Source organism: uncultured Pseudoalteromonas sp. (assembly GCF_963922945.1).
Lineage (GTDB): Bacteria > Pseudomonadota > Gammaproteobacteria > Enterobacterales > Alteromonadaceae > Pseudoalteromonas.
On the sequence record NZ_CAWUKC010000037.1, the window covers coordinates 1 to 22,689 of the forward strand.

17 protein-coding genes are annotated in these 22,689 nt (G+C 40.1%); 7 read left to right on the plus strand and 10 right to left on the minus strand.

What is annotated here, in order from left to right; all coding sequences use genetic code 11:
- Positions 1-57: 57 nt before the first annotated feature.
- The 8 genes from AABI99_RS09645 to dnaA all read right to left on the minus strand — a co-directional run bounded on the left by AABI99_RS09645 (position 58) and on the right by dnaA (position 10,799).
- Positions 58-1,005 (minus strand): hypothetical protein, encoded by a 948-nt coding sequence (locus AABI99_RS09645; protein WP_338365517.1) that lies wholly within the window; start codon positions 1,003-1,005, stop codon positions 58-60.
- Between the two features lie 100 nt (positions 1,006-1,105).
- A complete protein-coding gene (locus tag AABI99_RS09650) occupies positions 1,106-1,555 on the minus strand; it encodes a hypothetical protein (RefSeq protein WP_338365518.1) in 450 nt (149 codons plus the stop codon).
- Positions 1,556-1,627: 72 nt separating this feature from the next.
- On the minus strand, positions 1,628-3,697 hold the full coding sequence (glyS, locus tag AABI99_RS09655; protein ID WP_338365519.1) for a glycine--tRNA ligase subunit beta: 2,070 nt from the start codon (positions 3,695-3,697) through the stop codon (positions 1,628-1,630).
- Positions 3,698-3,699: 2 nt separating this feature from the next.
- On the minus strand, positions 3,700-4,602 hold the full coding sequence (gene glyQ / locus AABI99_RS09660; RefSeq protein WP_008130780.1) for a glycine--tRNA ligase subunit alpha: 903 nt from the start codon (positions 4,600-4,602) through the stop codon (positions 3,700-3,702).
- 140 nt (positions 4,603-4,742) lie between these two features.
- Positions 4,743-7,169 carry a DNA topoisomerase (ATP-hydrolyzing) subunit B gene (gene gyrB, locus AABI99_RS09665; protein ID WP_338365520.1) on the minus strand — a complete coding sequence of 809 codons (2,427 nt, stop codon included), beginning with the start codon at positions 7,167-7,169 and terminating at the stop codon, positions 4,743-4,745.
- A 12-nt stretch (positions 7,170-7,181) separates the two neighbouring features.
- A complete protein-coding gene (recF, locus tag AABI99_RS09670; protein WP_338365521.1) occupies positions 7,182-8,276 on the minus strand; it encodes a DNA replication/repair protein RecF in 1,095 nt (364 codons plus the stop codon).
- A gap of 14 nt (positions 8,277-8,290) precedes the next feature.
- Entirely contained in the window at positions 8,291-9,394 is a 1,104-nt protein-coding gene (dnaN, locus tag AABI99_RS09675) for a DNA polymerase III subunit beta (protein WP_338365522.1), read from the minus strand.
- Positions 9,395-9,407: 13 nt separating this feature from the next.
- On the minus strand, positions 9,408-10,799 hold the full coding sequence (dnaA, locus tag AABI99_RS09680) for a chromosomal replication initiator protein DnaA (protein WP_004588059.1): 1,392 nt from the start codon (positions 10,797-10,799) through the stop codon (positions 9,408-9,410).
- 616 nt (positions 10,800-11,415) lie between these two features.
- On the opposite strand from dnaA, the gene rpmH reads away from it, so the two are divergent.
- The 4 genes from rpmH to yidC all read left to right on the plus strand — a co-directional run bounded on the left by rpmH (position 11,416) and on the right by yidC (position 14,027).
- Positions 11,416-11,550, plus strand: a complete 135-nt coding sequence (rpmH, locus tag AABI99_RS09685; protein WP_004335215.1) for a 50S ribosomal protein L34 — start codon at positions 11,416-11,418, stop codon at positions 11,548-11,550.
- Positions 11,551-11,557: 7 nt separating this feature from the next.
- Positions 11,558-11,983, plus strand: a complete 426-nt coding sequence (gene rnpA / locus AABI99_RS09690; RefSeq protein WP_082422755.1) for a ribonuclease P protein component — start codon at positions 11,558-11,560, stop codon at positions 11,981-11,983.
- Between the two features lie 125 nt (positions 11,984-12,108).
- Complete coding sequence (gene yidD, locus AABI99_RS09695) at positions 12,109-12,384, plus strand: membrane protein insertion efficiency factor YidD (protein ID WP_338365526.1); 276 nt, start codon at positions 12,109-12,111, stop codon at positions 12,382-12,384.
- Between the two features lie 8 nt (positions 12,385-12,392).
- Positions 12,393-14,027: a membrane protein insertase YidC gene (gene yidC, locus AABI99_RS09700; RefSeq protein WP_338365527.1), complete on the plus strand. Its 1,635-nt coding sequence runs from the start codon at positions 12,393-12,395 to the stop codon at positions 14,025-14,027.
- Between the two features lie 56 nt (positions 14,028-14,083).
- Here the strand turns inward: yidC and AABI99_RS09705 are convergent, their stop codons facing one another.
- Positions 14,084-15,289: a PepSY-associated TM helix domain-containing protein gene (locus tag AABI99_RS09705; RefSeq protein ID WP_338365528.1), complete on the minus strand. Its 1,206-nt coding sequence runs from the start codon at positions 15,287-15,289 to the stop codon at positions 14,084-14,086.
- 9 nt (positions 15,290-15,298) lie between these two features.
- Positions 15,299-17,446, minus strand: a complete 2,148-nt coding sequence (locus AABI99_RS09710; protein ID WP_338365529.1) for a TonB-dependent siderophore receptor — start codon at positions 17,444-17,446, stop codon at positions 15,299-15,301.
- Positions 17,447-17,654: 208 nt separating this feature from the next.
- On the opposite strand from AABI99_RS09710, the gene mnmE reads away from it, so the two are divergent.
- The 3 genes from mnmE (at position 17,655) to mnmG (ending at position 22,682) form a co-directional block, all read left to right on the plus strand.
- A complete protein-coding gene (mnmE, locus tag AABI99_RS09715; protein ID WP_338365530.1) occupies positions 17,655-19,019 on the plus strand; it encodes a tRNA uridine-5-carboxymethylaminomethyl(34) synthesis GTPase MnmE in 1,365 nt (454 codons plus the stop codon).
- A gap of 896 nt (positions 19,020-19,915) precedes the next feature.
- Entirely contained in the window at positions 19,916-20,365 is a 450-nt protein-coding gene (gene mioC, locus AABI99_RS09720) for an FMN-binding protein MioC (RefSeq protein WP_338365531.1), read from the plus strand.
- Positions 20,366-20,792: 427 nt separating this feature from the next.
- The gene (gene mnmG / locus AABI99_RS09725; RefSeq protein ID WP_338365532.1) at positions 20,793-22,682 is read left to right on the plus strand and encodes a tRNA uridine-5-carboxymethylaminomethyl(34) synthesis enzyme MnmG; all 1,890 of its coding nucleotides are present in this window, start codon (positions 20,793-20,795) and stop codon (positions 22,680-22,682) included.
- Positions 22,683-22,689 lie beyond the last annotated feature (7 nt).

The following is a 22,689-nucleotide window of genomic DNA, read 5'->3' on the forward strand; positions in this document are numbered from 1 at the left end:
GCTGGTGGCTGTAGATGCCGATGAAGCACCGTATAGGTATGTGGTGAAGAAAGGGCTTTAAGGTTCATTGCTCAAATACTGCGTTCTAATTAAATTACTGCTTTTGAAGTGAGAATTATTTTTCTCTTCTAAATAATGAGCCACTCGGAACCACTCAAAATCCAAGTGAAATTTCTTTTCATTGTTAACTACTAATGCTGGTGGGCCCAAGAGTCGATTCATGTTTAAGTCTATATTTTTATCAAGTAACTTACTAAAATAGTCTTCAGCCTCAGTTACTGACTTATCCACCAAAGTGCGTAGTTTAATCATTAAATCAAAAATCCCTTCAAAATAACCATCTATCGCTCTGTTGAGGTCAACTAAATCAGAATTTAAGAGCTCATCTTTAAATGCAGAGTTTAACCCCTTTAACAACTTTATCCTTTCTTTCTCTTCCATTACCGATAATACGAGTGGAATCTGAAATTTTGTTATTACTCCATTTCCATGTTTACTTATAGATGGATATTTTAAAGTTAGCCTATTTACGGGTAACATTTTATGTTGGCATAAATTTCTCAAATTACAGCATAGAACATAATACTGATTCTCTTTAAAGATCTTCTCTCTTTCTATCAATAATTCAGGTAATAATGATTGATCAATATCATTAATTATCGAAAACTTATCACGTTCAATGTACAACCGATCTAAAACTAATTTTCCAGTATTCAAAATGCTTAGATAGGAGATATTTAATTTAGTACGGGCTTTTTGATTTTCTATATAAGCATGTACCTCAGAGAAACGTGAAAACTCTTGTGAGAGCTGAGCCATAGTAAGCAATGATTTGAATGTTTTAACTTCCTCTATCAAAACATCAAATAAATTTTCTATCTCAAGTTTTCTTGAGAATACTCTATATTTTTTTAAGCACTCATTTGAATCTGATTCAGTTAACTTACTTCGTTCAAACCTGGGCTTATCATTTTCTAGATAGCAGTACTCTATATAATTATCCAATGTACTACCCTTTAATCCAGCTCAATTTCATATTAACGTCCTTGTCGCAAATCTCTAAGCCCACTCGGGCAGCTAAAAGCTGACAGCTCTCAACTAATAGCTATTTCTTCGTTATCGTCACTTTTGGCTCATCATAATCACTGTAATCAATGCTTACTATGTACGTGCCTTTTATTGCGGGCGAGTAGCTAAAGTAATTATAAATAGTATTACAATCGGCAAGTACAGGTTGGCCAAGTGTTAGTTTTTGCCCTGTTGGTTGTGCATCGCTGTAACCGCAGTTGTAGCCTTCACTAAAATCGGCGTCGGCTATTTTAAATTCGTATACTTTACCTGGCGTACTAAATTTAACTTCGGCTTGATAAAGCGCACCGCCTACTGGCATAAACTGATACTGAGGTTCGGCATCCCACAGTGTAAAGTCGCCTCTTAGGTAAACTGTTTTATCCAGCTCTTGCTGTGGGAGTACATCGTTAATAGATACTTGGCTAGTACACGCGGTGAGTAAGCCGGCAATGGCAAGGGTTAAAATTCGTTTCATTGGCATCATTAATGAGTGTCCTTCATTGTGTTAAAACTAAAAAGCCAGCAAAACGCTGGCTTTTTATTAGTTCAAGCAGTGTTATTTTTGTAGTACAGAGATATCTGCAATATCTAAAAATAAGCGGCTTAACTGGCTTAATAGCGCAAGGCGATTTTGCTTTACTGCTTCATCGTCGGCCATAACCATTACGTTGTCAAAAAAGTTATCAACACTTTGACGAATACCCGCTAATTGGCTTAATGCCTCTTGGTAATTTCCGTCTGCGTAAAGTGGTGCAAGCTCAGTAGCAAATTTTGCTACTTGTGAAGCTAATACTTTTTCAGCGTCGTCGCTTAATAGGCTCTCATCAACATCACCTTGGGTGGTAATGTTATTTTTAGCCAGTATGTTACTTACGCGTTTATTAGCCGCTGCAAGCGCTTCTGCGGCGTCTAATGTACGGAAGTGGCTTACGGCTTTAACACGGCGGTCAAAGTCAACAGGTTTAGTCGGGCGGCGTGCAAGCACAGCTTGAATAACGTCTACCTCGATACCTTCATCTTGATACCATGCGCGGAAACGCCCTAGCATAAAATCAAATACGTCGGTTGATACATTTAGGTTAGTTAATTTCTCGCCAAACAGTGTTTGCGCTTTTGCTACTAGGTCTAAAATATCAAGCGGTAGCTCTTTTTCTACCATAATACGCAATGCACCAATGGCTGCACGGCGAAGTGCAAATGGGTCTTTGTCACCTTTTGGTGCTTGGCCTATGCCAAAAATACCTACTAGCGTATCAAACTTATCAGCAATAGCGACTGCACAGCTAATTAAGTTTGTAGGTAGGTTATCACCTGCAAAGCGTGGCATGTATTGCTCGTTTTGCGCTATGGCTACATCTTCGGCTTCACCATCGTGACGAGCGTAATGCATGCCCATCACACCTTGCACGTCGGTAAACTCCATTACCATTTCGGTCATTAAGTCAGTTTTACTTAATAAACCAGCGCGTTTTGCAAGGTCTTTATCGGCGCCTAGTTGCTCTGCTATGTAACCTGCTAGTTCGCTAATACGTACCGACTTATCTTTAAGCGTGCCTAACTGCTTTTGGAATAAAACGGTATCTAGTGACTCTAAGCGGCTTTCTAGGGTTTTCTTTTTATCGGTTTCAAAGAAGAACTGCGCATCGGCTAAACGTGGGCGCACGACTTTTTCGTTACCTGATATAACAACACTTGGATCTTTACTTTCGATGTTCGATACAAACAAAAACTTATTTAAAAGTTTGCCGTTTTGATCTAATAGCGGGAAGTATTTTTGATCGTCCTTCATAGTGTAAATAAGCGCTTCGGCAGGAACATCTAAAAATGCTTCTTCAAATGTTGCTGTTAGCGTTACTGGCCACTCTACTAGCGAGGTTACTTCTTCTAGTAAATCTTCATCCATTGCAACTACAGCATTAACCGCACTTGCAGCGTCTTCGATTTGTGCACGAATCTGTGCTTTACGCTGTTCGTAATCAGCAATAACGTAAGCAGACTTTAATACGTCGAACACGTCATCTGCGTGGTTAATGGTGATTTTTTCTGGGTGATGAAAACGATGGCCTTGTAGTTCATTTGTTACAGGCTTACCTAAAATCTCACCTTCAATCAGCTCACCACCAAATAAAATGGTTACCGTATGCACTGGGCGTATAAACTGTGTTTTACTTGCTCCCCAACGCATAGGTTTAGGAATTGGCAATTTAGCTAACGACTTTGCAATAGCATCGCTCATCAGCGTTTTAGTGTCTTGCCCTGCCACTTTAGCAATATGTAATAGCCATGCGCCTTTGTCGGTTTCGAGCGTTTGTGCTTCGCTTACGTCAATACCACAACCACGTGCCCAACCCATTGCCGCTTTTGTTGGGTTGCCATCGCTGTCAAACGCTGCTTTAGTTGCAGGACCACGTTTTTCTACTTCTTTATCCTGCTGCTTTGCTTCAAGCGCTTTTACTTGTAAACCTAAACGGCGCGGCGATGCATACCAGCTTACGCCTTCGTGCCCAAGTTCAAGCGTTTCAAGCTCTGCTGTTAAGTTTGCTGCAAAGGCCTCTGCTAGTTTGCGCAGTGCTTTTGGTGGTAACTCTTCGGTACCAATTTCTACTAATAAATTTTCTGCTGACATGCTTACTTATCCTTACACAGCGGGAAACCAAGTGCCTCACGTGCATCATAATAACTTTGTGCACATGCTTTTGATAACGCTCTAACGCGTAAAATATAACGCTGACGTTCAGTAACTGAAATTGCATGACGTGCATCTAATAAGTTAAATGCATGCGATGCTTTCATTACTTGCTCATAGGCAGGCAGCGGTAAGTTTGCTTCAATCAGCTTTTGACTCTCAGCTTCGCACTTATCAAACTGTGCAAATAAATCTTCAACATTTGCGTGTTCAAAGTTGTAAGTAGATTGCTCAACTTCATTTTGGTGGAATACATCACCGTAAGTAACACGCCCTAATGGACCATCTGCCCATACTAGGTCGTAAATGCTGTCTACGCCTTGAATGTACATTGCTAAACGCTCTAGGCCGTAAGTAATCTCGCCAGTTACAGGTGAGCATTCTAAGCCCCCTACTTGCTGAAAATAAGTAAACTGGGTTACTTCCATGCCGTTTAACCAAATCTCCCAACCTAAGCCCCATGCACCTAGTGTTGGCGATTCCCAGTTATCTTCTACAAAGCGCACTTCGTGAGTTAAGGTATCAATACCCATTGCTTCTAAAGAACCTAAGTAAAGCTCTTGGATGTTATCTGGTGATGGCTTTAAAACTACCTGAAATTGGTAGTAATGTTGTAAGCGGTTTGGGTTTTCACCGTAGCGTCCATCGGTAGGACGACGGCACGGTTGCACGTATGCGCTCGACATTGGCTCTGGGCCAATAGATTTTAAGAATGTTTGCGGGTGAAATGTCCCTGCGCCCACTTCCATATCAAGTGGTTGAATAATGACACAGCCTTGCTGCGCCCAATAATCCTGTAAAGCCAGGATCAAACCTTGAAAGGTTTTAACGTCATATTTTTGCATATTTGGCTTTTTACTATCTGAAAGTAGCGTGAAAATTACCCTCAGTATACCTTGTGCACACTCATGTTTTAAGCAGTTTGTGCGGTTGTTAAAATAAAAAAGGAGCCATTAGGCTCCTTTTAAGATATATGTATAATTTTTTACACGTCTAAGTTAACTACGCGAAGAGCGTTCGTTTCTATAAAGTCTCGACGTGGCTCAACTTGATCGCCCATTAAGGTTGCAAACAATTGATCTGCTGCAACAGCATCTTCAATTGTTACCTGTAACATACGACGAGCATCTGGATCCATGGTGGTCTCCCAAAGTTGATCTGGGTTCATCTCACCTAGTCCTTTATAACGCTGAATATAGATCCCGCGCTTAGATTCTGCGATCAACCATTCCAAAGCATCCACAAAGTTATCAACAGGTTTTGTTTTCTCACCACGTTGAACATATGCGCCTTCTTTTAAGATGTTAGCGATCTTTGTACCAGTTGCAGCAATACGTTGGTAATCACGTGACGCAATAAAGTCATAGTGTAATACATGGGCTTTATCCACACCGTGCTGACGAATATTCACAACCGGGAAGTACAAGTTACGCTCTGCATCGTGCTCAGTACCTGCATGGAAAATTGTTGCATCTTCATCACGTGCTACTAAGTCATCCACAAGCTCTTTAGTCCACTCAATTACTTTAGCTTCGTTAGATAAGTCTTCTACTTTTAACTCGCTTTGGTAAATTAAGCGCTCCATTACCGTGTTAGGGTATTTACGTTTTAAGCGCTCAATTACCTTAACGGTATTTTGGTAGTCTTGTACGATTTCTTCAAGCGCTTCACCTTCGATTGCTGCAGCATCTTCACTGGTGTAAAGCGCAGCATTGTTAAGTGCAAGCGATGTTAGATAATCAACAAGTGCAGGATCATCTTTAATGTAACGCTCTTGCTTACCTTTTTTCACCTTATAAAGCGGCGGTTGTGCAATGTAAATATATCCACGCTCAACAATTTCTGGCATTTGGCGGTAAAAGAATGTTAGTAGCAAGGTACGAATGTGAGAACCATCCACGTCCGCATCGGTCATGATAATGATGCTATGGTAACGTAGTTTTTCTGGATCATATTCATCACGACCAATTCCACAACCAAGCGCTGTAATTAGCGTTGCAACTTCTTGTGAAGAAAGCATTTTATCAAAGCGAGCTTTTTCAACGTTTAAGATTTTACCTTTAAGTGGCAAAATAGCTTGGTTTTTACGGTTACGACCCTGCTTGGCTGAACCGCCAGCTGAGTCACCCTCCACTATGTATAGTTCAGATAATGATGGGTCTTTCTCTTGGCAGTCTGCTAATTTACCAGGTAAACCGGCTAAATCCATAGCACCTTTACGACGTGTCATTTCACGCGCTTTACGCGCAGCTTCACGTGCACGTGCTGCATCAATAATCTTACCAACAACCGTTTTGGCATCCATTGGGTTTTCTAGCAAGAAATCAGAGAACTTTTCTGCCATTGCTTGCTCAACCGCAGACTTAACTTCGCTTGATACTAGCTTGTCTTTAGTTTGTGATGAAAACTTAGGATCAGGTACTTTAACACTAACCACTGCAGTTAAGCCTTCACGTGCATCATCGCCCGTTGCGTTACTGGTTGTTTTAGCCTTTTTATTAAAGCCTTCTTTTTCCATGTAGTTGTTAAGCGTACGTGTCAGCGCAGATCTAAAACCGGCTAAGTGAGTACCGCCGTCACGTTGTGGAATATTATTAGTGAAACAGTATATGTTTTCTTGGAAGCCATCGTTCCACTGCATTGATACTTCAACGCTAATACCATCTTCCTCACGTGCGTGAGTAAAGTGGAACACACCTTTATGTACCGGTGTTTTATTGCGGTTTAAGTATTCAACAAACGCTTGAATGCCACCATCGTATTTGAAATGGGCAGTTTTTTTTTCTTCGCGCTCATCCGTTAAAATGATGCTCACGCCTGAATTTAAGAACGATAGTTCACGTAAACGTTTGGCTAAAATATCGTAATGAAAATTTAAATTCGAAAATGTCTCGCCACTTGGCCAAAAGCGTAATTCAGTACCTGTCGTATCTGCATCGCCGATAATAGCTAATGGAGCATTTGGAACACCCATGCTATATGTTTGTTCATGCAATTTGCCATCACGACGAATCGTAAGTGTTAGCTTTTCAGAAAGTGCATTTACTACCGATACGCCCACACCGTGTAAGCCGCCAGATACTTTATAAGAGTTATCATCAAACTTACCACCAGCATGCAGTACCGTCATGATAACTTCTGCAGCAGACACCCCTTCTTCTTCATGAATAGAAGTTGGGATACCACGGCCGTTATCTCTTACAGAGACTGAACCGTCTAAGTGAATCGTTACATAAATATCATCACAATGACCCGCTAAGGCTTCATCGATAGAGTTATCAACGACCTCAAACACCATGTGGTGTAAGCCTGTGCCATCATCGGTGTCCCCTATATACATTCCAGGACGCTTTCTTACTGCGTCTAATCCTTTTAGTACTTTAATACTCGACGAATCGTAATTCTCAGACATGGTTAATCCCACTTATCTTGTTATTAGGTTGCCATGTTTCACGTGGAACATTTGTAGTTCTCGTTTCATGGGTTCCACCACAGCAGAAATACTTTCAGATAAAATTGAAGAAATAAATATTTGAGAACTGCAATGGGTCAGTAATTGTCCCACCTTCTCTTTTGTATCTTCGCTTAGTTCTGAAGGTAAATCATCTATTAGCAATATTGATTGCTTATCTGTCTCTGACTCAATTAAACTATTTTGCGTTACTTTTAACGCATAGAGCAATAATTTCAATTGACCGCGAGAAAACGTATTTTCTACACTGTTGCCAGCGACACTAAAACTAAAGTCAGCCTTATGTGGCCCTTTACTTGTAAAACCTTGGCGAGCATCTCGCTCAAAGTTTTGCTCTAACGCGCTGCTAAGAGACTCACTCTCTTTCCAACCCGCATTAAAGTTAATCTCTAAATCGCGTATAAGCGTTAATTCTGCACACATTTTATCAAAAAACTGCTGCTTAAACCTACTTATATACGCCATTCTTAATTTATTTATTTGTTCTGCCAGTCTAACAAATTCTTTGTCCCAAAACCTAATTTGGTCAAAATAATTCGAGGGCTTACTTTTAAGTAACGCATTACGCTGTTTAAGTACTTTATTAAATGATTGCCACAAATAAAAAAACTCATGTTCCACGTGGAACAAACCCAAATCTAAAAATTTACGTCGCTCTTTAGGCCCACCAAAAAATAAGGAGTAGCTTTCTGGTGTAATAACTTGTACAGGCATTAATTGAGCAAGTTCAGATATTTTTTTGCTGGCCTTTCCCTGGATTTTTAAACTAGTTTCACCACCGCGTGTTTTACTTATACCAATAGGAATTGATAAGTCGTGTACTGCTTTGCGACCATGTATTACAAACTGGTCTTGCTGGTGTTGAATAATACTTTTATGTTTAGGTGTTCGAAAAGATTTGCCATGAGAAAGGTAATAAATAGCCTCTAAAAGGCTGGTTTTTCCACTGCCGTTTTCACCATAAATAATATTAACGCCATTAACTGGTTCTAGCGTCAGTGCCTCAATATTACGAAAATACTTGAGGCTCAAGTGACTTAAACTCATTTAAAATGGGTATCTTATAATCGCATCGGCATTACCACGTACATCGCTTCTTCATCACCTGCACCTTCAATAAGTGCACTGCTATTTGAATCAGCTAATGTAAATAGCACATCTTCTGTTTTTAATGTGTTTAATACATCCAGTACATAAGAAACGTTAAAACCAATTTCCAGTTCGTCGCCTTCATACATTACTTCTACTATTTCCTCGGCCTCTTCTTGCTCTGGATTATTAGCCGTAATTTTAAGTAGACCACTGGCAAGGTTTAAACGCACACCTCTAAATTTTTCGTTAGATAAAATAGACACACGCTGAAATGCATTACGTAACCATTCACGGTTAGCGGTAATTACTTTATCGCCACCACGTGGTAAAACACGGCGGTAATCAGGGAATCGGCCATCTACCAATTTACTTGTGAACGTAAACTCAACATCAATAATACGGATATGGTTAGCGCCAAATTGAATCGTTACTAATTCTTCATCGGCTACCATAAGGCGCATAATCTCTTGCACCCCTTTACGCGGTATAATTAATTGCCGCTGTGTATTTAACGATTGGCTTAATTCTTTTTGAGCAATAGCTAAACGGTGGCCATCAGTAGCAACGGTTTTAATATCAGTATTATCTACTTCAAACGACATTCCATTTAAGTAGTAACGAACGTCTTGGTTAGCCATAGAAAAATGCGTGCTTTCAAGCAGCTTACGAAGCTCTAAGCGTGTAAGTTGAAACTCAACCTCTCCATCCCACTGCTCTAGGTTAGGGAAATCCTCAGCAGCAAGTGTCGTAAGTGAAAAGCGACTTTTACCACTGGTTAGAAGGAGTTGATGCTCTTGTAAGCTTAGTGTTAGCTCAGAGCCATCCGGCAAGCTTTTACAAATATCGAGTAATTTTTTAGCTGGTAGCGTTAACTTTGTATTGGCAACGTCATCACCAACAAAAACACCAGCAACTAACTCAATTTCCAGGTCAGTACCTGTCATTGAAAGTTGCCCGTTTTCGACCACTAGCAATACATTAGATAATATAGGTAACGTATGTTTGCGCTCAATTGCACCCGATACTTGTACTAGTGGCTTTAAAAATTGTTCTCTTGATATGGTTATTTGCATAATAAAGTCAGCCCTAAGATGACAACGTTCTTATTAAATTTTGATAATCTTCTTTTATTTCGTGGCTTTCATCACGAAGTGATTTAACCTTACGACACGCATGGAGTACCGTGGTGTGATCTCGTCCGCCAAATGCGTCACCAATCTCAGGTAAGCTGTGATTAGTTAGTTCTTTTGACAACGCCATGGCTACTTGGCGAGGCCTAGCGATAGAGCGGCTACGACGCTTTGAGAGTAGATCAGAGACACGTATTCTGTAATATTCAGCGACCGTGCGCTGGATGTTATCTATAGTGACCAGCTTATCTTGTAGTGCCAATAAATCGCGCAGAGCTTCTTTTACAAAGTCGATAGAAATTGGACGCCCAGTAAAATTAGCATTAGCTATTACTCGGTTAAGCGCACCTTCTAACTCACGCACATTTGATCGTAATTTTTTAGCGATAAAAAAGGCAACTTCGTGCGGCAAATTAATTTTACTTTGCTGTGCTTTTTTCATCAAAATGGCAACGCGCGTTTCAAGTTCAGGCGGCTCGATGGCAATTGTTAAACCCCAGCCAAAACGCGATTTAAGCCTGTCTTCAACACCCTCAATTTCTTTTGGGTAGCGGTCAGAGGTTAAAATAATTTGCTGGTTACCTTCTAATAGAGCATTAAAGGTATGAAAAAACTCTTCCTGTGAGCGTTCTTTATTAGCAAAAAATTGAATGTCATCAATCATCAGCGCATCCACACTTCGATAATAACGCTTAAACTCTTCAATCGCGTTATTCTGTAGTGCTTTTACCATATCTTGCACAAAACGCTCAGAATGCATGTAAACAATTTTGGCATCGGGCTTATTTGCCATAATGCCATTGCCTACTGCATGTAATAAGTGAGTTTTACCTAAACCTGTACCACCGTAAATAAATACAGGATTAAAGGCTGAGCCTGGGTTATCTGCAACTTGTGTTGCAGCCGCTTTTGCTAGCTGGTTAGATTTACCCTCAACAAAACTATCAAAGGTATAGTTATCTTTTATATTAGATTTATAGCCCGATTTAGGCGCAGGCTCTACTGCTGCTTTTTGTTCTACAGGCTGCTGTTTGGCAGGCGCTTGAGAACTTGGCGATGCAGGGGCTTCAACACTTGGCGCCGCCGCTTGAGTATTGAGTAGTGGTTTACTACCAACATCAAAACGTAACTCGGGCGCTTCATCACCACAAATTTCTACCAGTAACTCATTAATACGGTTTAAATACTTTTCTCTTACCCAATCAAGCACAAAGCGATTCGGTGCATAAATAGTTAAGGTATCTTCGGTACTTTCTGCTTGTAGTGGTCTTACCCACATACTGAATTGTTGCGAAGGCAACTCATCTTGCAATACATATAAACAACTTTGCCAAACCGACAGATACACAGTAAAACTCCCAGAGGTATATTTTTATTCCCGCACATCAATAATGATTAAAAATCATGCATTTATTGCGTTTAATCGGCCGACTATTCGGCCTAAGACCGAGTATTATGAAGGCACTTTATCCACAAGTAAAAGATTGATTTTTATAAAATTGTTGATATCAGTGTATAAATATCTTAACAGACTGATTTATAGTGACTTTTATTTTAAAGCCAGATAACAGATCATAACAAAAACACACTAAGATCGCGAACCAAATTTACGATCCAGATCAGTTTTCCCATGCTTTTATTCACTTTTTGAACGCTTGCTGTGGAAAACTTCTTAATTATGATGATCCTAGTTGATCACCCTACTTTATTATGATCCAATTTAGTAACGCGTCACATAGCTTAGTTAATAGCCATTTTGTGTAAAAGAGGACCGCTTTGCTTTAAAATTAGTCTATAAATATCAATCTAAAGTGCAAAATATGTAATAAACACGCCGTTTGCAGCGCAATTATGATTGACTTTAAAGCGCTTAATCTATAATATCTCGCGCTCGCAATGGCACCTGTGCCAGGATCGCGACCTGCATAGGATGTTTTAACTTTAACCGATCGGATGAGATTGTTATGAAAAGAACTTTTCAACCTAGCGTTTTAAAACGCAAACGTGCACACGGCTTCCGTGCTCGCATGGCAACTGTAAATGGCCGTAAAGTATTAGCACGTCGCCGCGCTAAAGGCCGCAAAGTACTTTCTGCTTAATATATAAGTGGAAGACTTTAGCTTTGGCAGGGAGTTACGTCTGTTAACTCCCTCGCATTACTCTCGCATATTTAATGAACCCGCTCGGGCTGCAACTCCTTTATTTACTCTTTTAGCTAAACCTAATGACCAAGATAAACCTAGGTTAGGACTTACTGTAGCTAAAAAACGTGTAAAAAAAGCATGCCAACGTAACCGTATTAAACGACTCGCTCGCGAAAGTTTTCGTTTAAATCAACACACCATCGATAATATTGATATTGTGCTTATGGTAAAAAATGGTATCGATGAGCAGTCTAACGAAGAAATAACCAAACAACTTACAAAATTGTGGCGTAAAATTAATGAACGCTGCAAACCAGGTGCACCTAAACCACCACCATTTAAAAAACGCCCTAACAAATCGGCTAAATCGAATAAACAAACCCGATAGCAATAGAATTGCAGGGTTAATTAGGGTATCTTTAGCTCACCTTTTAATCATGCGTTTAAAATCTTGAACTGAGCTTTTAAATACATGGTATCTATTCACTAAATATACGCAGGGGCATTAACATCATGAGGTTACTTAAACCACTTGTTGCAATTCCAAAGCGATGTTTAGTGTTATTAATCCGCGCTTATCAATTGTGGATAAGCCCACTGTTAGGTCCGCATTGTCGTTTTAATCCAAGCTGCTCTCATTATGCTATTCAAGCAATTAATTTGCATGGATTTGTAAAAGGGAGTTGGTTAGCACTTAAACGCATATTAAAATGCCATCCTTTACATTCAGGCGGAGAAGACCCCGTCCCTGAAAAATTAACCCGTATTAACCACCAACACGAGAAATAAGAGCTGTTATGGAATCGCAACGCACGTTTTTATTAATCGGTTTAATGTTAGTGTCGTTTTTATTATTTCAAGAATGGAATAACGATTACAACACGCCTAAAGCCGATCCCAGTGCCACTACACAAACACTAAACGCAACGTCATCAGAGTCAGATGATTACATACCGTCATCGTCAGATTCAGGTTTACCTGCTTCGGCTACTGCTGCTAAGCGCTCAGTTATTGAAATAACAACTGACGTTTTCACAGTAAAAATCGACACCAAAGGCGGTGACATTGTTGAAACAGACTTACTCCAGTATGAAGATACCAAAGGCAGCGATATACCTTATATGCTACTTGGTGAGTTTGAGGGCAAACAATACTTTTCACAAAGCGGTCTAATTGGTTTAAATGGCCCAGATGCATCAGCAAATGGTCGCCCTACTTACCAAGCAACGCAACAAGCTTACACACTAAACGGTGATGAGTTACGTGTACCCCTGACCTATGTTGATAATAATGGCGTTAGCTTTACTAAAACATATGTATTCAAAAAAGGTCAGTACGATGTAGATCTAGAGTACACAGTAAACAACACGACTAGCGCGCCAGTTCAAGTACAGTTGTACACGCAAATTAAACGTACCGTACAAGAAAAAGGCAGTTTAGTAGATCAAAATTACTTAGGTGCAGCTTACGGTACTGATGAAGAGTCGTACGAAAAATACAGCTTTTCAGATATGGCTGACAAAAACCTAAATAAAAATACGCAAGGCGGTTACGTTGCATTTATTCAGCATTACTTTGTAAGTGCATGGGTACCTAAGCAAGACGAAACACACACACTTTACAGCTTAATTACTAAAAGTAATGCTGCGATTATTGGTACAAAAGCAGCGCCTGTAAATGTACAAGCCGGCAGTGAGCAAACACTTAATGCGACTTACTACATGGGTCCTAAAGAGTCTGATTTATTAGAAGCGCTTCACCCAGATTTAGACCTTACTGTAGATTACGGTTGGTTATGGTTTATTTCGCAGCCATTATTTGTACTACTTAAATGGTTACACGGCATTTTAGGTAACTGGGGTGTTGCTATTATTGCCATCACGATTATCGTTAAAACGTTAATGTACCCACTAACTAAAGCGCAATACACGTCAATGGCTAAAATGCGTGCCCTTCAGCCTAAAATGGCTGCCCTCAAAGAAAAATATGGTGATGACCGTCAAAAGTTCGGCCAAGCCACTATGGAAATGTACCGCAAAGAAAAAGTGAACCCAATGGGTGGCTGTTTCCCTATTTTGTTACAAATGCCTATTTTCTTAGCGCTATTTTACGTATTCTTAGAATCGACAGAGCTACGCCATGCTGAATTTGTGCTTTGGCTAACTGACCTTTCTACAAAAGACCCATACTACGTATTACCAATTTTATTTGGTGCAAGTATGTTTGTAACGCAGAAGCTACAACCAATGACGGTTACCGATCCAATGCAGCAAAAAATGATGACCTTTATGCCGGTTATCTTCTCTGTATTCTTCTTATGGTTCCCATCTGGTTTAGTACTTTACTGGTTAGTATCTAACCTTATTTCGATTGTCCAGATGCTTATCATCTACCGTGGCATGGAAAAGCAAGGTATAAAAGTAAGAGGCTAAACTCTTAACCCAATAAAAAAGGCGCTAATTGCGCCTTTTTTAATGCCTGAAAATAGCTAACAGAGAATAGGAGAATAAACCTGATTGGGCACACTGCGCTCAGTAAAGCTCAAACTTGTTGTTAGTAGCGAAGCAACTACTAAACCAATTGCAATCACCCCAGATAAACCAAGCCACTTTCCTGCCGTTGTTTTACGCTTAACTCTAAGCCAGCTCATATAAATGCCAGCAGCGCTCACAAAGCTCATCAAAGCACCAAACAGCCCCCAAATAAGTTTTGTGCCAATGCCTGCAAAGTTACCAAAGTGCAAAGGATCAGCCGTATCTTTAATGCGAGAGAAAACAGGTAAATCTTCGCCCTTTTGTACTCCTAATACGCGTCCTGTACTTGGTGCTAAATACACGCGATTAGCACGTAAACGAAGCAGAATATCGTTGTTGTAACCTCGTACTTCAATTGCTTGATTCGCAAAGTTGCCATAACGGATATAACGAATATCAAGACTAGGAAATGCTTGCTGGGCCGCTATGGCTGCCTCCGTTAAGCTGATAGCGTCTTTTTGAGCATTAGCCGGCTGCTTTTTAAACTCGCTTACAGCGGCTGGTTGCGCTACATAATGTGGTATTTTAGCTGTTTGTAAACCGTGCTCAAATAAATACCATAACCCTGTCACAGCCATTACCGTAATAAACCAAAAGCTCCAAATCCCTAATAACTTATGCCAATCAGACCAACCACTGCGTTTATCACCGCAAAGCGGTGCTGGCTTTTTAAAAAAGCCTTGCCACCAACGTCGATAAACGTAAAAACTCGATACCAATAAAATACACAATAGAATACTCAAGCTGGTCACGATCAGTTTACCGCCCCACCCCATAGACAGATTCATATGCCAGTTGCGCAAAAACCGAGAAACTCGCGCCCATTCACCTTCCCCAAGTAAGCTGCCGGTTGCTGCATCTAGGTATACAAAACGAAATGTATCGTTGATTTTCAGCGCGACCTCTGTAGCAAGATAATCCTGCTTGTGACGTTGAATATAAAGCACCTGCGCACTTGGGTAATGTTGGCTGAGGGCGTTTTCTATAGCCTGATAATTGGTTTCTACAGAGGCAGTTAATGCTCGGTATTTGCTATCACTTAGGTACTCAATCTCATGACTGAGCGTTGCTAAGGTACCTGAAACACAAATAACAAAAAGCAGGACCCCAACGAAGAGTCCTGCCCATGAGTGTAAATTAAACCACTTTTTTGCGTTCACACAGCACCATTAAAAGCTGTATTTAGCACTTAAGTATATTCGGCGCGGTTCACCTGGAAAGTGACCAGTACGCTCGATAAAACCGCTTGAAGCATACTCTTTATCAAACAAGTTTTTAATCGATACTTGCCATTGCCAGTTATCAAGCGTTGTCTGCCAAGCCATATTATAAATCGTGTAAGGCTTAACATGCTGCCCCCCTAAACTTAATTGCTCATCTACGTAATCTAATCCCGCTGATATCGATGAATATAAGCTAGGTAATTCATAGCGAGTCCAAATACCTAAGGTGTTTTGCGGCGCATTGGCAAATCGATCACTGTCGGGAATTTGGTTAGTAATGCTATCGTTAGCTTGTGTGATCCGGGTATCATTATAAGCATAGCTTGCTGTTACTACCCAGCTTTCAGTGATGTCACCCACCACCTCAACTTCAAAGCCTTTACTTTGCACTTCTCCCACAGCAACTAAGTCATCAACACCATCACCAGCTACATCGCCAAGTAAACTCGGTTGTAGAATGTTTTCACGAACAATATCGTATACTGCCATGTTTACAGCAAGGGTATCATCCAAAAGCTTGCTGCGTAAGCCTAGCTCGTTGATTCGGCTTGTCTCTGGAGCAAAAGGGCCACCTTTGGCCGTTTCTTGATTACTGGCACTTTGTGGAACAAACCCAGTGCCGTGTAGTGCATACGGGAAGAAAGTGTCATTAATGTTATAACTAGTGCCAACACGATAGGTTAAATCACTATCAGAAAACTCGGTTTGGTTTAACAGATCTTTATCTTTAAAGCGGTCATACCTTAAACCAGCGGTAATACTCCAATTTGCTGTTACATCAAGCTGATCTTGTACATAAGAACCAAAACGTGTGCTATTTGTTTGACCTAGTCTCGGTGTAATACTGTCAAGATCATAGTTATCACGCGACGTTAAACCATACTGAGGATTATGAAGGTCTAAACCAGGAACAGGCCCACCTTTACTTTGCTGCGTTGCAGTACGGTAAACACTCTCAAAATCATGTTCATACCAATCACTGCCAAACAGCACTTGATGCTGCATATCTGCAAAAGCAAATTCCGCAACTGCATTGGCTGTTAAACTAAAGCCTTCATTCTCACGTTGCTGATCACGAAACTCGCGATGACTCCAGTCAACCACACCATCATCATCTGTATCTACTAAGCCCCTTGGCTCATGATAGTTTTGCACTTCTTTGTTATCAAAATACCGAGCTGTGATATCTGTACGCCAAATGTCATTAATCTCATGTTTTAAGGTAGCTTGGTAAACATGTGCTTCAACATTTTGAAAGTCGCTCGCTTCGTTGTGATTCCAACTGATATCTGTAAGGAAATTGCCATTATCATCGGCAGGCACACCACGAAGGCGAGCTCCTCCTAGTTCCTGCTCTATGTATGTATACTGAGTAGTTAATTCCGTTGCCTCACTTATTAGCCAGGTATACCCCAAATCAACAATAGTGTTATCACTACTGGTATTAGCACGAAATGGCTCTTCTGAATCACGATACAGACCAACACGGTAAGCATGGTTATCAAGTGATTCACTTAGCGTTCCTGTACTCTCTAATGCGCCACTAAAGAAATCATCATTACCCACCTCAACTTCGATACTGTGCTCACTGGTGAACTTAGGCTTTTTGGTTACATAATTAATAATACCACCAGGGTTACCACTGCCATAAATTGCACCTGCAGGGCCTTTTAATACCGCAACTTGCTCTATATTAAACAATTGTGGAACCGCAAAGCCATTGAAAGGGTCACCTTTTACACCATCGTATAAAATTTCATCTTGGCGGAAACCTCGAAATGTTACACCTGAATAGCTAAATCCATTAACACCTGCAATGTTGCTATATAAGTCGGTAATTTGACGCGCAGCCTGATCACTTATCAACTCTTGCGGCAATATTTGAATTGATTGAGGAATTTTCTCAAGCGGTGTATTGGTTCGAGTCGCAAAACTGGATTCTGTTGGTCGGTATAAAGAAAACGCCCTACCAATCACATCTATTTTTTCGATGTCTTTGTCAGTCGCTTGTTGTGAATTCGTCAATTGTTCTTGAGCACTTACCAAACCGGTAAAGCCCGCCACTAAGGCTAAAAATAGAGGAGAATAACGCATATTAACTTATCAGAAAGAAACAAGGAGCGACACTTTAATAGATATGATTATCATTTACAATAACGGTTTATTATTTATTAATACTGAATTAAGTTATATCTAAAAACCATTATTTCTAAACTACTTTTAATTACCATTATTCGCATGCGAGATTGCCATAGGTTACAATAGCACCAGCATTCATTCTTTTATTGGCAATATTCATCCCATGATTAATCAAGATACAATTGCAGCACAAGCGACCGCCCCAGGGCGTGGTGGCGTAGGTATAATTCGGGTTTCTGGCAGCCTTGCTAAAAGCGTGGCCGAAAAAATAATAGGTAAAGTACCTAAGCTTCGCTATGCCGACTATGTGCCATTTAAAAACCTAAACGGCGAGCAGCTAGACCAAGGTATTGCTATTTATTTTGCGGGACCAAACTCATTTACCGGTGAAGACGTACTTGAACTACAAGGTCACGGTGGCCCTGTAGTGCTTGATATGTTATTAAAAGAAATCAGCCAAATAGAGGGGGTGCGTTTAGCTAAGCCTGGTGAGTTTTCAGAGCGCGCCTTTATGAACGACAAGCTTGATTTAACCCAAGCAGAAGCTATTAGCGATTTAATTAATGCCACCTCTGAGCAAGCAGCTAAAAGCGCCCTACAATCACTACAAGGTGAGTTTTCTAAACATATAGAAACCCTAGTAGAAAAAGTGATTCATTTACGTATGTACGTAGAAGCCGCGATTGACTTTCCTGATGAAGAAATCGACTTTTTATCCGATGGTAAAGTATCGGGTGATTTAGACGCAATTATTGACCAGTTAAACACTGTGACTAATCAAGCCAAGCAAGGCAGCATCATGCGCGAGGGGATGCGTGTTGTTATAGCTGGACGCCCTAATGCGGGTAAATCAAGCTTACTCAACGCCCTAGCAGGACGCGAAGCTGCCATTGTCACCGAAATAGCAGGTACTACTCGCGACGTACTACGGGAGCACATTCATATTGATGGTATGCCACTTCATATTATTGATACCGCAGGCCTACGCGAAAGCCCTGATCGCGTGGAACAAATAGGTATAGAGCGCGCATGGGATGAAATAAACCAAGCTGACCGTGTGCTATTTATGCTTGATGGCACCGACACCACCGACACCAACCCACACGCAATTTGGCCGGAATTTATGGCAAAATTACCGCAAGGTATGGGTGTGACCGTTATCAGAAATAAAGCTGATTTATCGGGCGATGCAGTCGGTATGGATGAAAACCAGCAATACCCGGTAATTAGTTTAAGCGCTAAGAATGCGCAAGGAATTGAGCTGGTACGCGAGCATTTAAAGGCCTGTATTGGCTTTGATGGCGCAACAGAAGGTGGCTTTATGGCGCGCCGCCGTCACTTAGATGCGCTAGAACATGCAGCCTACCATTTAGACACGGGTAAAACACAGTTAGAAATGCACGCAGCCGGTGAAATATTAGCTGAAGAGCTGCGCCTAACGCAGCAATACTTAAACGAAATAACCGGTGAATTTACCTCAGACGACCTACTAGGCAAAATATTTAGCGCGTTCTGTATTGGTAAATAACTCGCTAAAGCAGCAAAAAACACATGATTTAGGGTACATTGGTGCCCTTTTTTATGCCCGGTATAAAAATTTGAAAGCAAAAGTAAGATAAAACGCGCCTGGTAAAAGCCTGGACAGCCCAGCTATTTGAGCCCTTGTAGTATAAAAAAACACCGCCTCAGCACGTCATTTATATTCTATTTAGTTTAAAAAAAGCACTAACATTATGCTAAACACGACACTTGATAAGATCATTTTAACTATAGTTTGTGCATTTATAAGTCAAAGTAAACGATAACACTATGGTTAACGTAACTGTTTTTTAATGATCCACCAGCAATAATACTCGCTGAACTTAAAAAACGATGATGTTATTAAAAAAGGTTATCCACAATAGTCTACTTTTTAGCTAACAGATCCTAAAATGCGCCTCTATTTATCCCCTATTTATGTGTTAAGCAATAACGATCTATAAAATCACGCAGGTTTTTAAACTTATTTTCGCTTTTTTTACTTAGATCTGGCTAATTAGATCGTTTCTCAAAAAGTTTTTTTGATCGCTTTTTGAGTTATCAACAGGATTACTATCCACATTATGATCAACAACACTTAAGCTGTGTAAAATCTAATGCTGGTGGACATGCTTATAATAAAAAATCAATCACTTAGCTTTAATTAGATCAATTCAAAACCTGAGTTAGACAAAGCTTTCCCCAGCCTTATCAACAACTTGATCAGAAGATTACATTTAAATAATTTATGTTAAACCTATATTTTTCAATAAGTTAAAAAGCAAATAATCATCACGTTTAAAAACGGAACAAAAATAGTTATACAAAATTACAAAGGATTTCTTTACTGCAAAGCTAACTCAGTTATCATAGCGGGCAAATAAGTAATGTGTGATCAGATAAAGTATGAGTGCTGTAAATATTATCGTGGGTAGTCAAATGGGATCTGCTGAGTATGTAGCAGAGCAACTATGTGATGAATTAAATAATCAAGGTATTAGCACCAAACTACATGATCAACCAAATTTATCTGATATTGATCAACACAATACCATATGGCTTATATGCACATCGACCTACGGGGCCGGCGATTATCCCGATAATCTTTTACCTTTTATTGAGCAGCTAAATCAGCAAAGTGATCTATCTGCTATTAAATATTCGGTTATTGGCTTAGGTGATACCAGTTACGATACTTACAACTTAGCAGCACGTAACATAAATACCTTAATGGCCAGTAAGCACGCTGTATGTATAGCCCCAAGGTTAGAACTTAACATTCTCGATGAGGCATTACCTGAGGATACAGCTTTAGAATGGCTAAACTCTTGGATAGAAAAAACACAATTAAAGTAATGCGATCATCAAAAATAGCATAAACAAAGTTACTCACAATTTACTAATAATTTAATAGCTTTTGTGGATAACAGCTGATCAAACTGCGTTTTTATGCCTGCTTATCCATTGGATAAGATCCAATCGATACCGAGCTGTGTATAAACTCCCTTTTTGATCAAAGCTTATTTGCCTGATGATCCGATCATATTAACACCTTTAGATCTGATCTAATTTTATGTTTTAAATGAAAAAATAGAGCTTATCAACAGAAAAGCCGATCACTAGTAGTAATAGCATTAAAAGATCTCTTTAAAAGATCCTTTATATTATAAGTGATCAGTGACTTAGATCTTGCCCACTGTTTAATCATTTATCTTCTGATAATTTCTAGGTAGAATACGCTCCCTTTTGAAGTTTACTGGTTTGATTAAGTAGGATCCCATTAATGATTTTTCACGAAAAGTTTGACGTTATCGTAGTAGGTGGTGGACATGCAGGCACTGAAGCCTCATTGGCTGCTGCACGTATGGGGATGAATACCCTGCTGCTGACTCATAATATGGATACACTTGGTCAAATGTCTTGCAACCCAGCAATTGGTGGCATAGGCAAAGGCCATTTGGTTAAAGAAATTGATGCGTTAGGCGGTGCTATGGCACAAGCTATTGATAAAGGCGGCATTCAATTTCGCACCTTAAACTCTTCAAAAGGGCCAGCTGTTCGTGCAACACGTGCACAAGCAGATCGCGCTTTGTATAAAGCTGCAATCCAAAACACTTTACAAAACCAAGAAAATCTAAAAATATTTCAACAATCATGTGATGATCTTATCGTTGAAAACGATAAAGTTATCGGTGTAGTTACCCAAATGGGATTACGTTTTAGCGCGCCAAGTGTTGTGTTAACTGTTGGTACTTTCTTAGGTGGTCAAATACACATTGGTTTAGAGAATTTTAAAGGTGGTCGTGCAGGCGATCCCCCTTCAATTGCATTGGCTGATCGTTTACGTGAATTACCTTTTAGAGTAGACCGTTTAAAAACCGGTACTCCACCACGTATTGATGCCCGTACAGTTGATTTTAGCAAGATGCAAGAGCAACCAGGTGATGCGCCTACACCGGTATTTTCATTTATTGGTAAACAAAGCGATCATCCTCAGCAAATTCCTTGTTATATCACTTACACTAACGAAAAAACCCATGAGGTTATTCGTAACAATTTACATCGCTCACCTATGTACTCAGGTGTAATTGAAGGTATAGGGCCACGTTACTGTCCTTCAATAGAAGATAAAATTGTGCGCTTTGCTGATAAAGACAAACACCAAATATTTGTAGAGCCTGAAGGCTTAACTTCTTATGAGCTTTACCCTAATGGTATTTCAACCAGTTTACCTTTCGATGTGCAGTTACAAATAGTGCAATCGATAGATGGTTTTGAAAACGCGCATATTTGTCGTCCTGGTTATGCTATTGAATATGACTTTTTTGACCCACGTGATTTAAAACAGTCACTAGAAACCAAGTTTATAGACGGATTATTTTTTGCAGGCCAAATTAATGGTACTACCGGTTACGAAGAAGCCGGCGCACAAGGTTTAATTGCTGGTATGAACGCAGCTTTACAGGTACAAGGCAAAGATGCGTGGACACCACGTCGTGATGAAGCATATACAGGTGTACTAATCGATGATTTAGCAACACTCGGTACAAAAGAACCGTACCGTATGTTTACTAGCCGCGCAGAATACCGTTTATTATTGCGCGAGGATAACGCTGATATTCGATTAACTGAAAAAGGCCGTGAACTTGGTTTAGTTAACGACGAGCGTTGGCAGGCGTTTAACGAAAAAATGGAAGTGATCGAAAAAGAAAAGCAGCGTATTAAAGAGACTTGGATCCATAAAGATCATGCCGTGGTTGATCAAGTAAATGCGTTACTAAAAACGCCTCTTACGCGTGAAGCTAGTTTAGAGGATCTTCTTCGTCGTCCAGAAATTCGTTATAACGACTTAATGGCTATTGATGGATTAGGATCTGAATTTACTAACCAAGCTGCACTTGAGCAAGTTGAGATCCATACTAAGTATGCAGGCTATATTGCACGCCAACAAGATGAGATCAACAAACAGCTTCGTCATGAAGAAACCATTTTGCCTAAAGAGTTCGATTACTCAACGGTATCGGGTTTATCAAACGAAGTGATTGCAAAGCTTACTGATTCGCGTCCAGATACTATTGGCCAAGCTTCGCGTATTTCTGGTATCACCCCTGCGGCGATTTCGCTATTATTAGTGTATCTGAAGAAGCAAGGCTTATTACGCAAAACAGCGTAACGGTAAA

Coding starts and splice junctions, on each gene's coding strand:
- AABI99_RS09650 (WP_338365518.1), bottom strand. CDS start 1,555: ATGATGCCAATGAAACGAATTTTAACCCTTGCCATTGCCGGCTTACTC.
- glyS (WP_338365519.1), bottom strand. CDS start 3,697: ATGTCAGCAGAAAATTTATTAGTAGAAATTGGTACCGAAGAGTTACCA.
- glyQ (WP_008130780.1), bottom strand. CDS start 4,602: ATGCAAAAATATGACGTTAAAACCTTTCAAGGTTTGATCCTGGCTTTA.
- gyrB (WP_338365520.1), bottom strand. CDS start 7,169: ATGTCTGAGAATTACGATTCGTCGAGTATTAAAGTACTAAAAGGATTA.
- recF (WP_338365521.1), bottom strand. CDS start 8,276: ATGAGTTTAAGTCACTTGAGCCTCAAGTATTTTCGTAATATTGAGGCA.
- dnaN (WP_338365522.1), bottom strand. CDS start 9,394: ATGCAAATAACCATATCAAGAGAACAATTTTTAAAGCCACTAGTACAA.
- rpmH (WP_004335215.1), top strand. CDS start 11,416: ATGAAAAGAACTTTTCAACCTAGCGTTTTAAAACGCAAACGTGCACAC.
- yidD (WP_338365526.1), top strand. CDS start 12,109: ATGAGGTTACTTAAACCACTTGTTGCAATTCCAAAGCGATGTTTAGTG.
- yidC (WP_338365527.1), top strand. CDS start 12,393: ATGGAATCGCAACGCACGTTTTTATTAATCGGTTTAATGTTAGTGTCG.
- AABI99_RS09710 (WP_338365529.1), bottom strand. CDS start 17,446: ATGCGTTATTCTCCTCTATTTTTAGCCTTAGTGGCGGGCTTTACCGGT.
- mnmE (WP_338365530.1), top strand. CDS start 17,655: ATGATTAATCAAGATACAATTGCAGCACAAGCGACCGCCCCAGGGCGT.
- mioC (WP_338365531.1), top strand. CDS start 19,916: ATGAGTGCTGTAAATATTATCGTGGGTAGTCAAATGGGATCTGCTGAG.
- mnmG (WP_338365532.1), top strand. CDS start 20,793: ATGATTTTTCACGAAAAGTTTGACGTTATCGTAGTAGGTGGTGGACAT.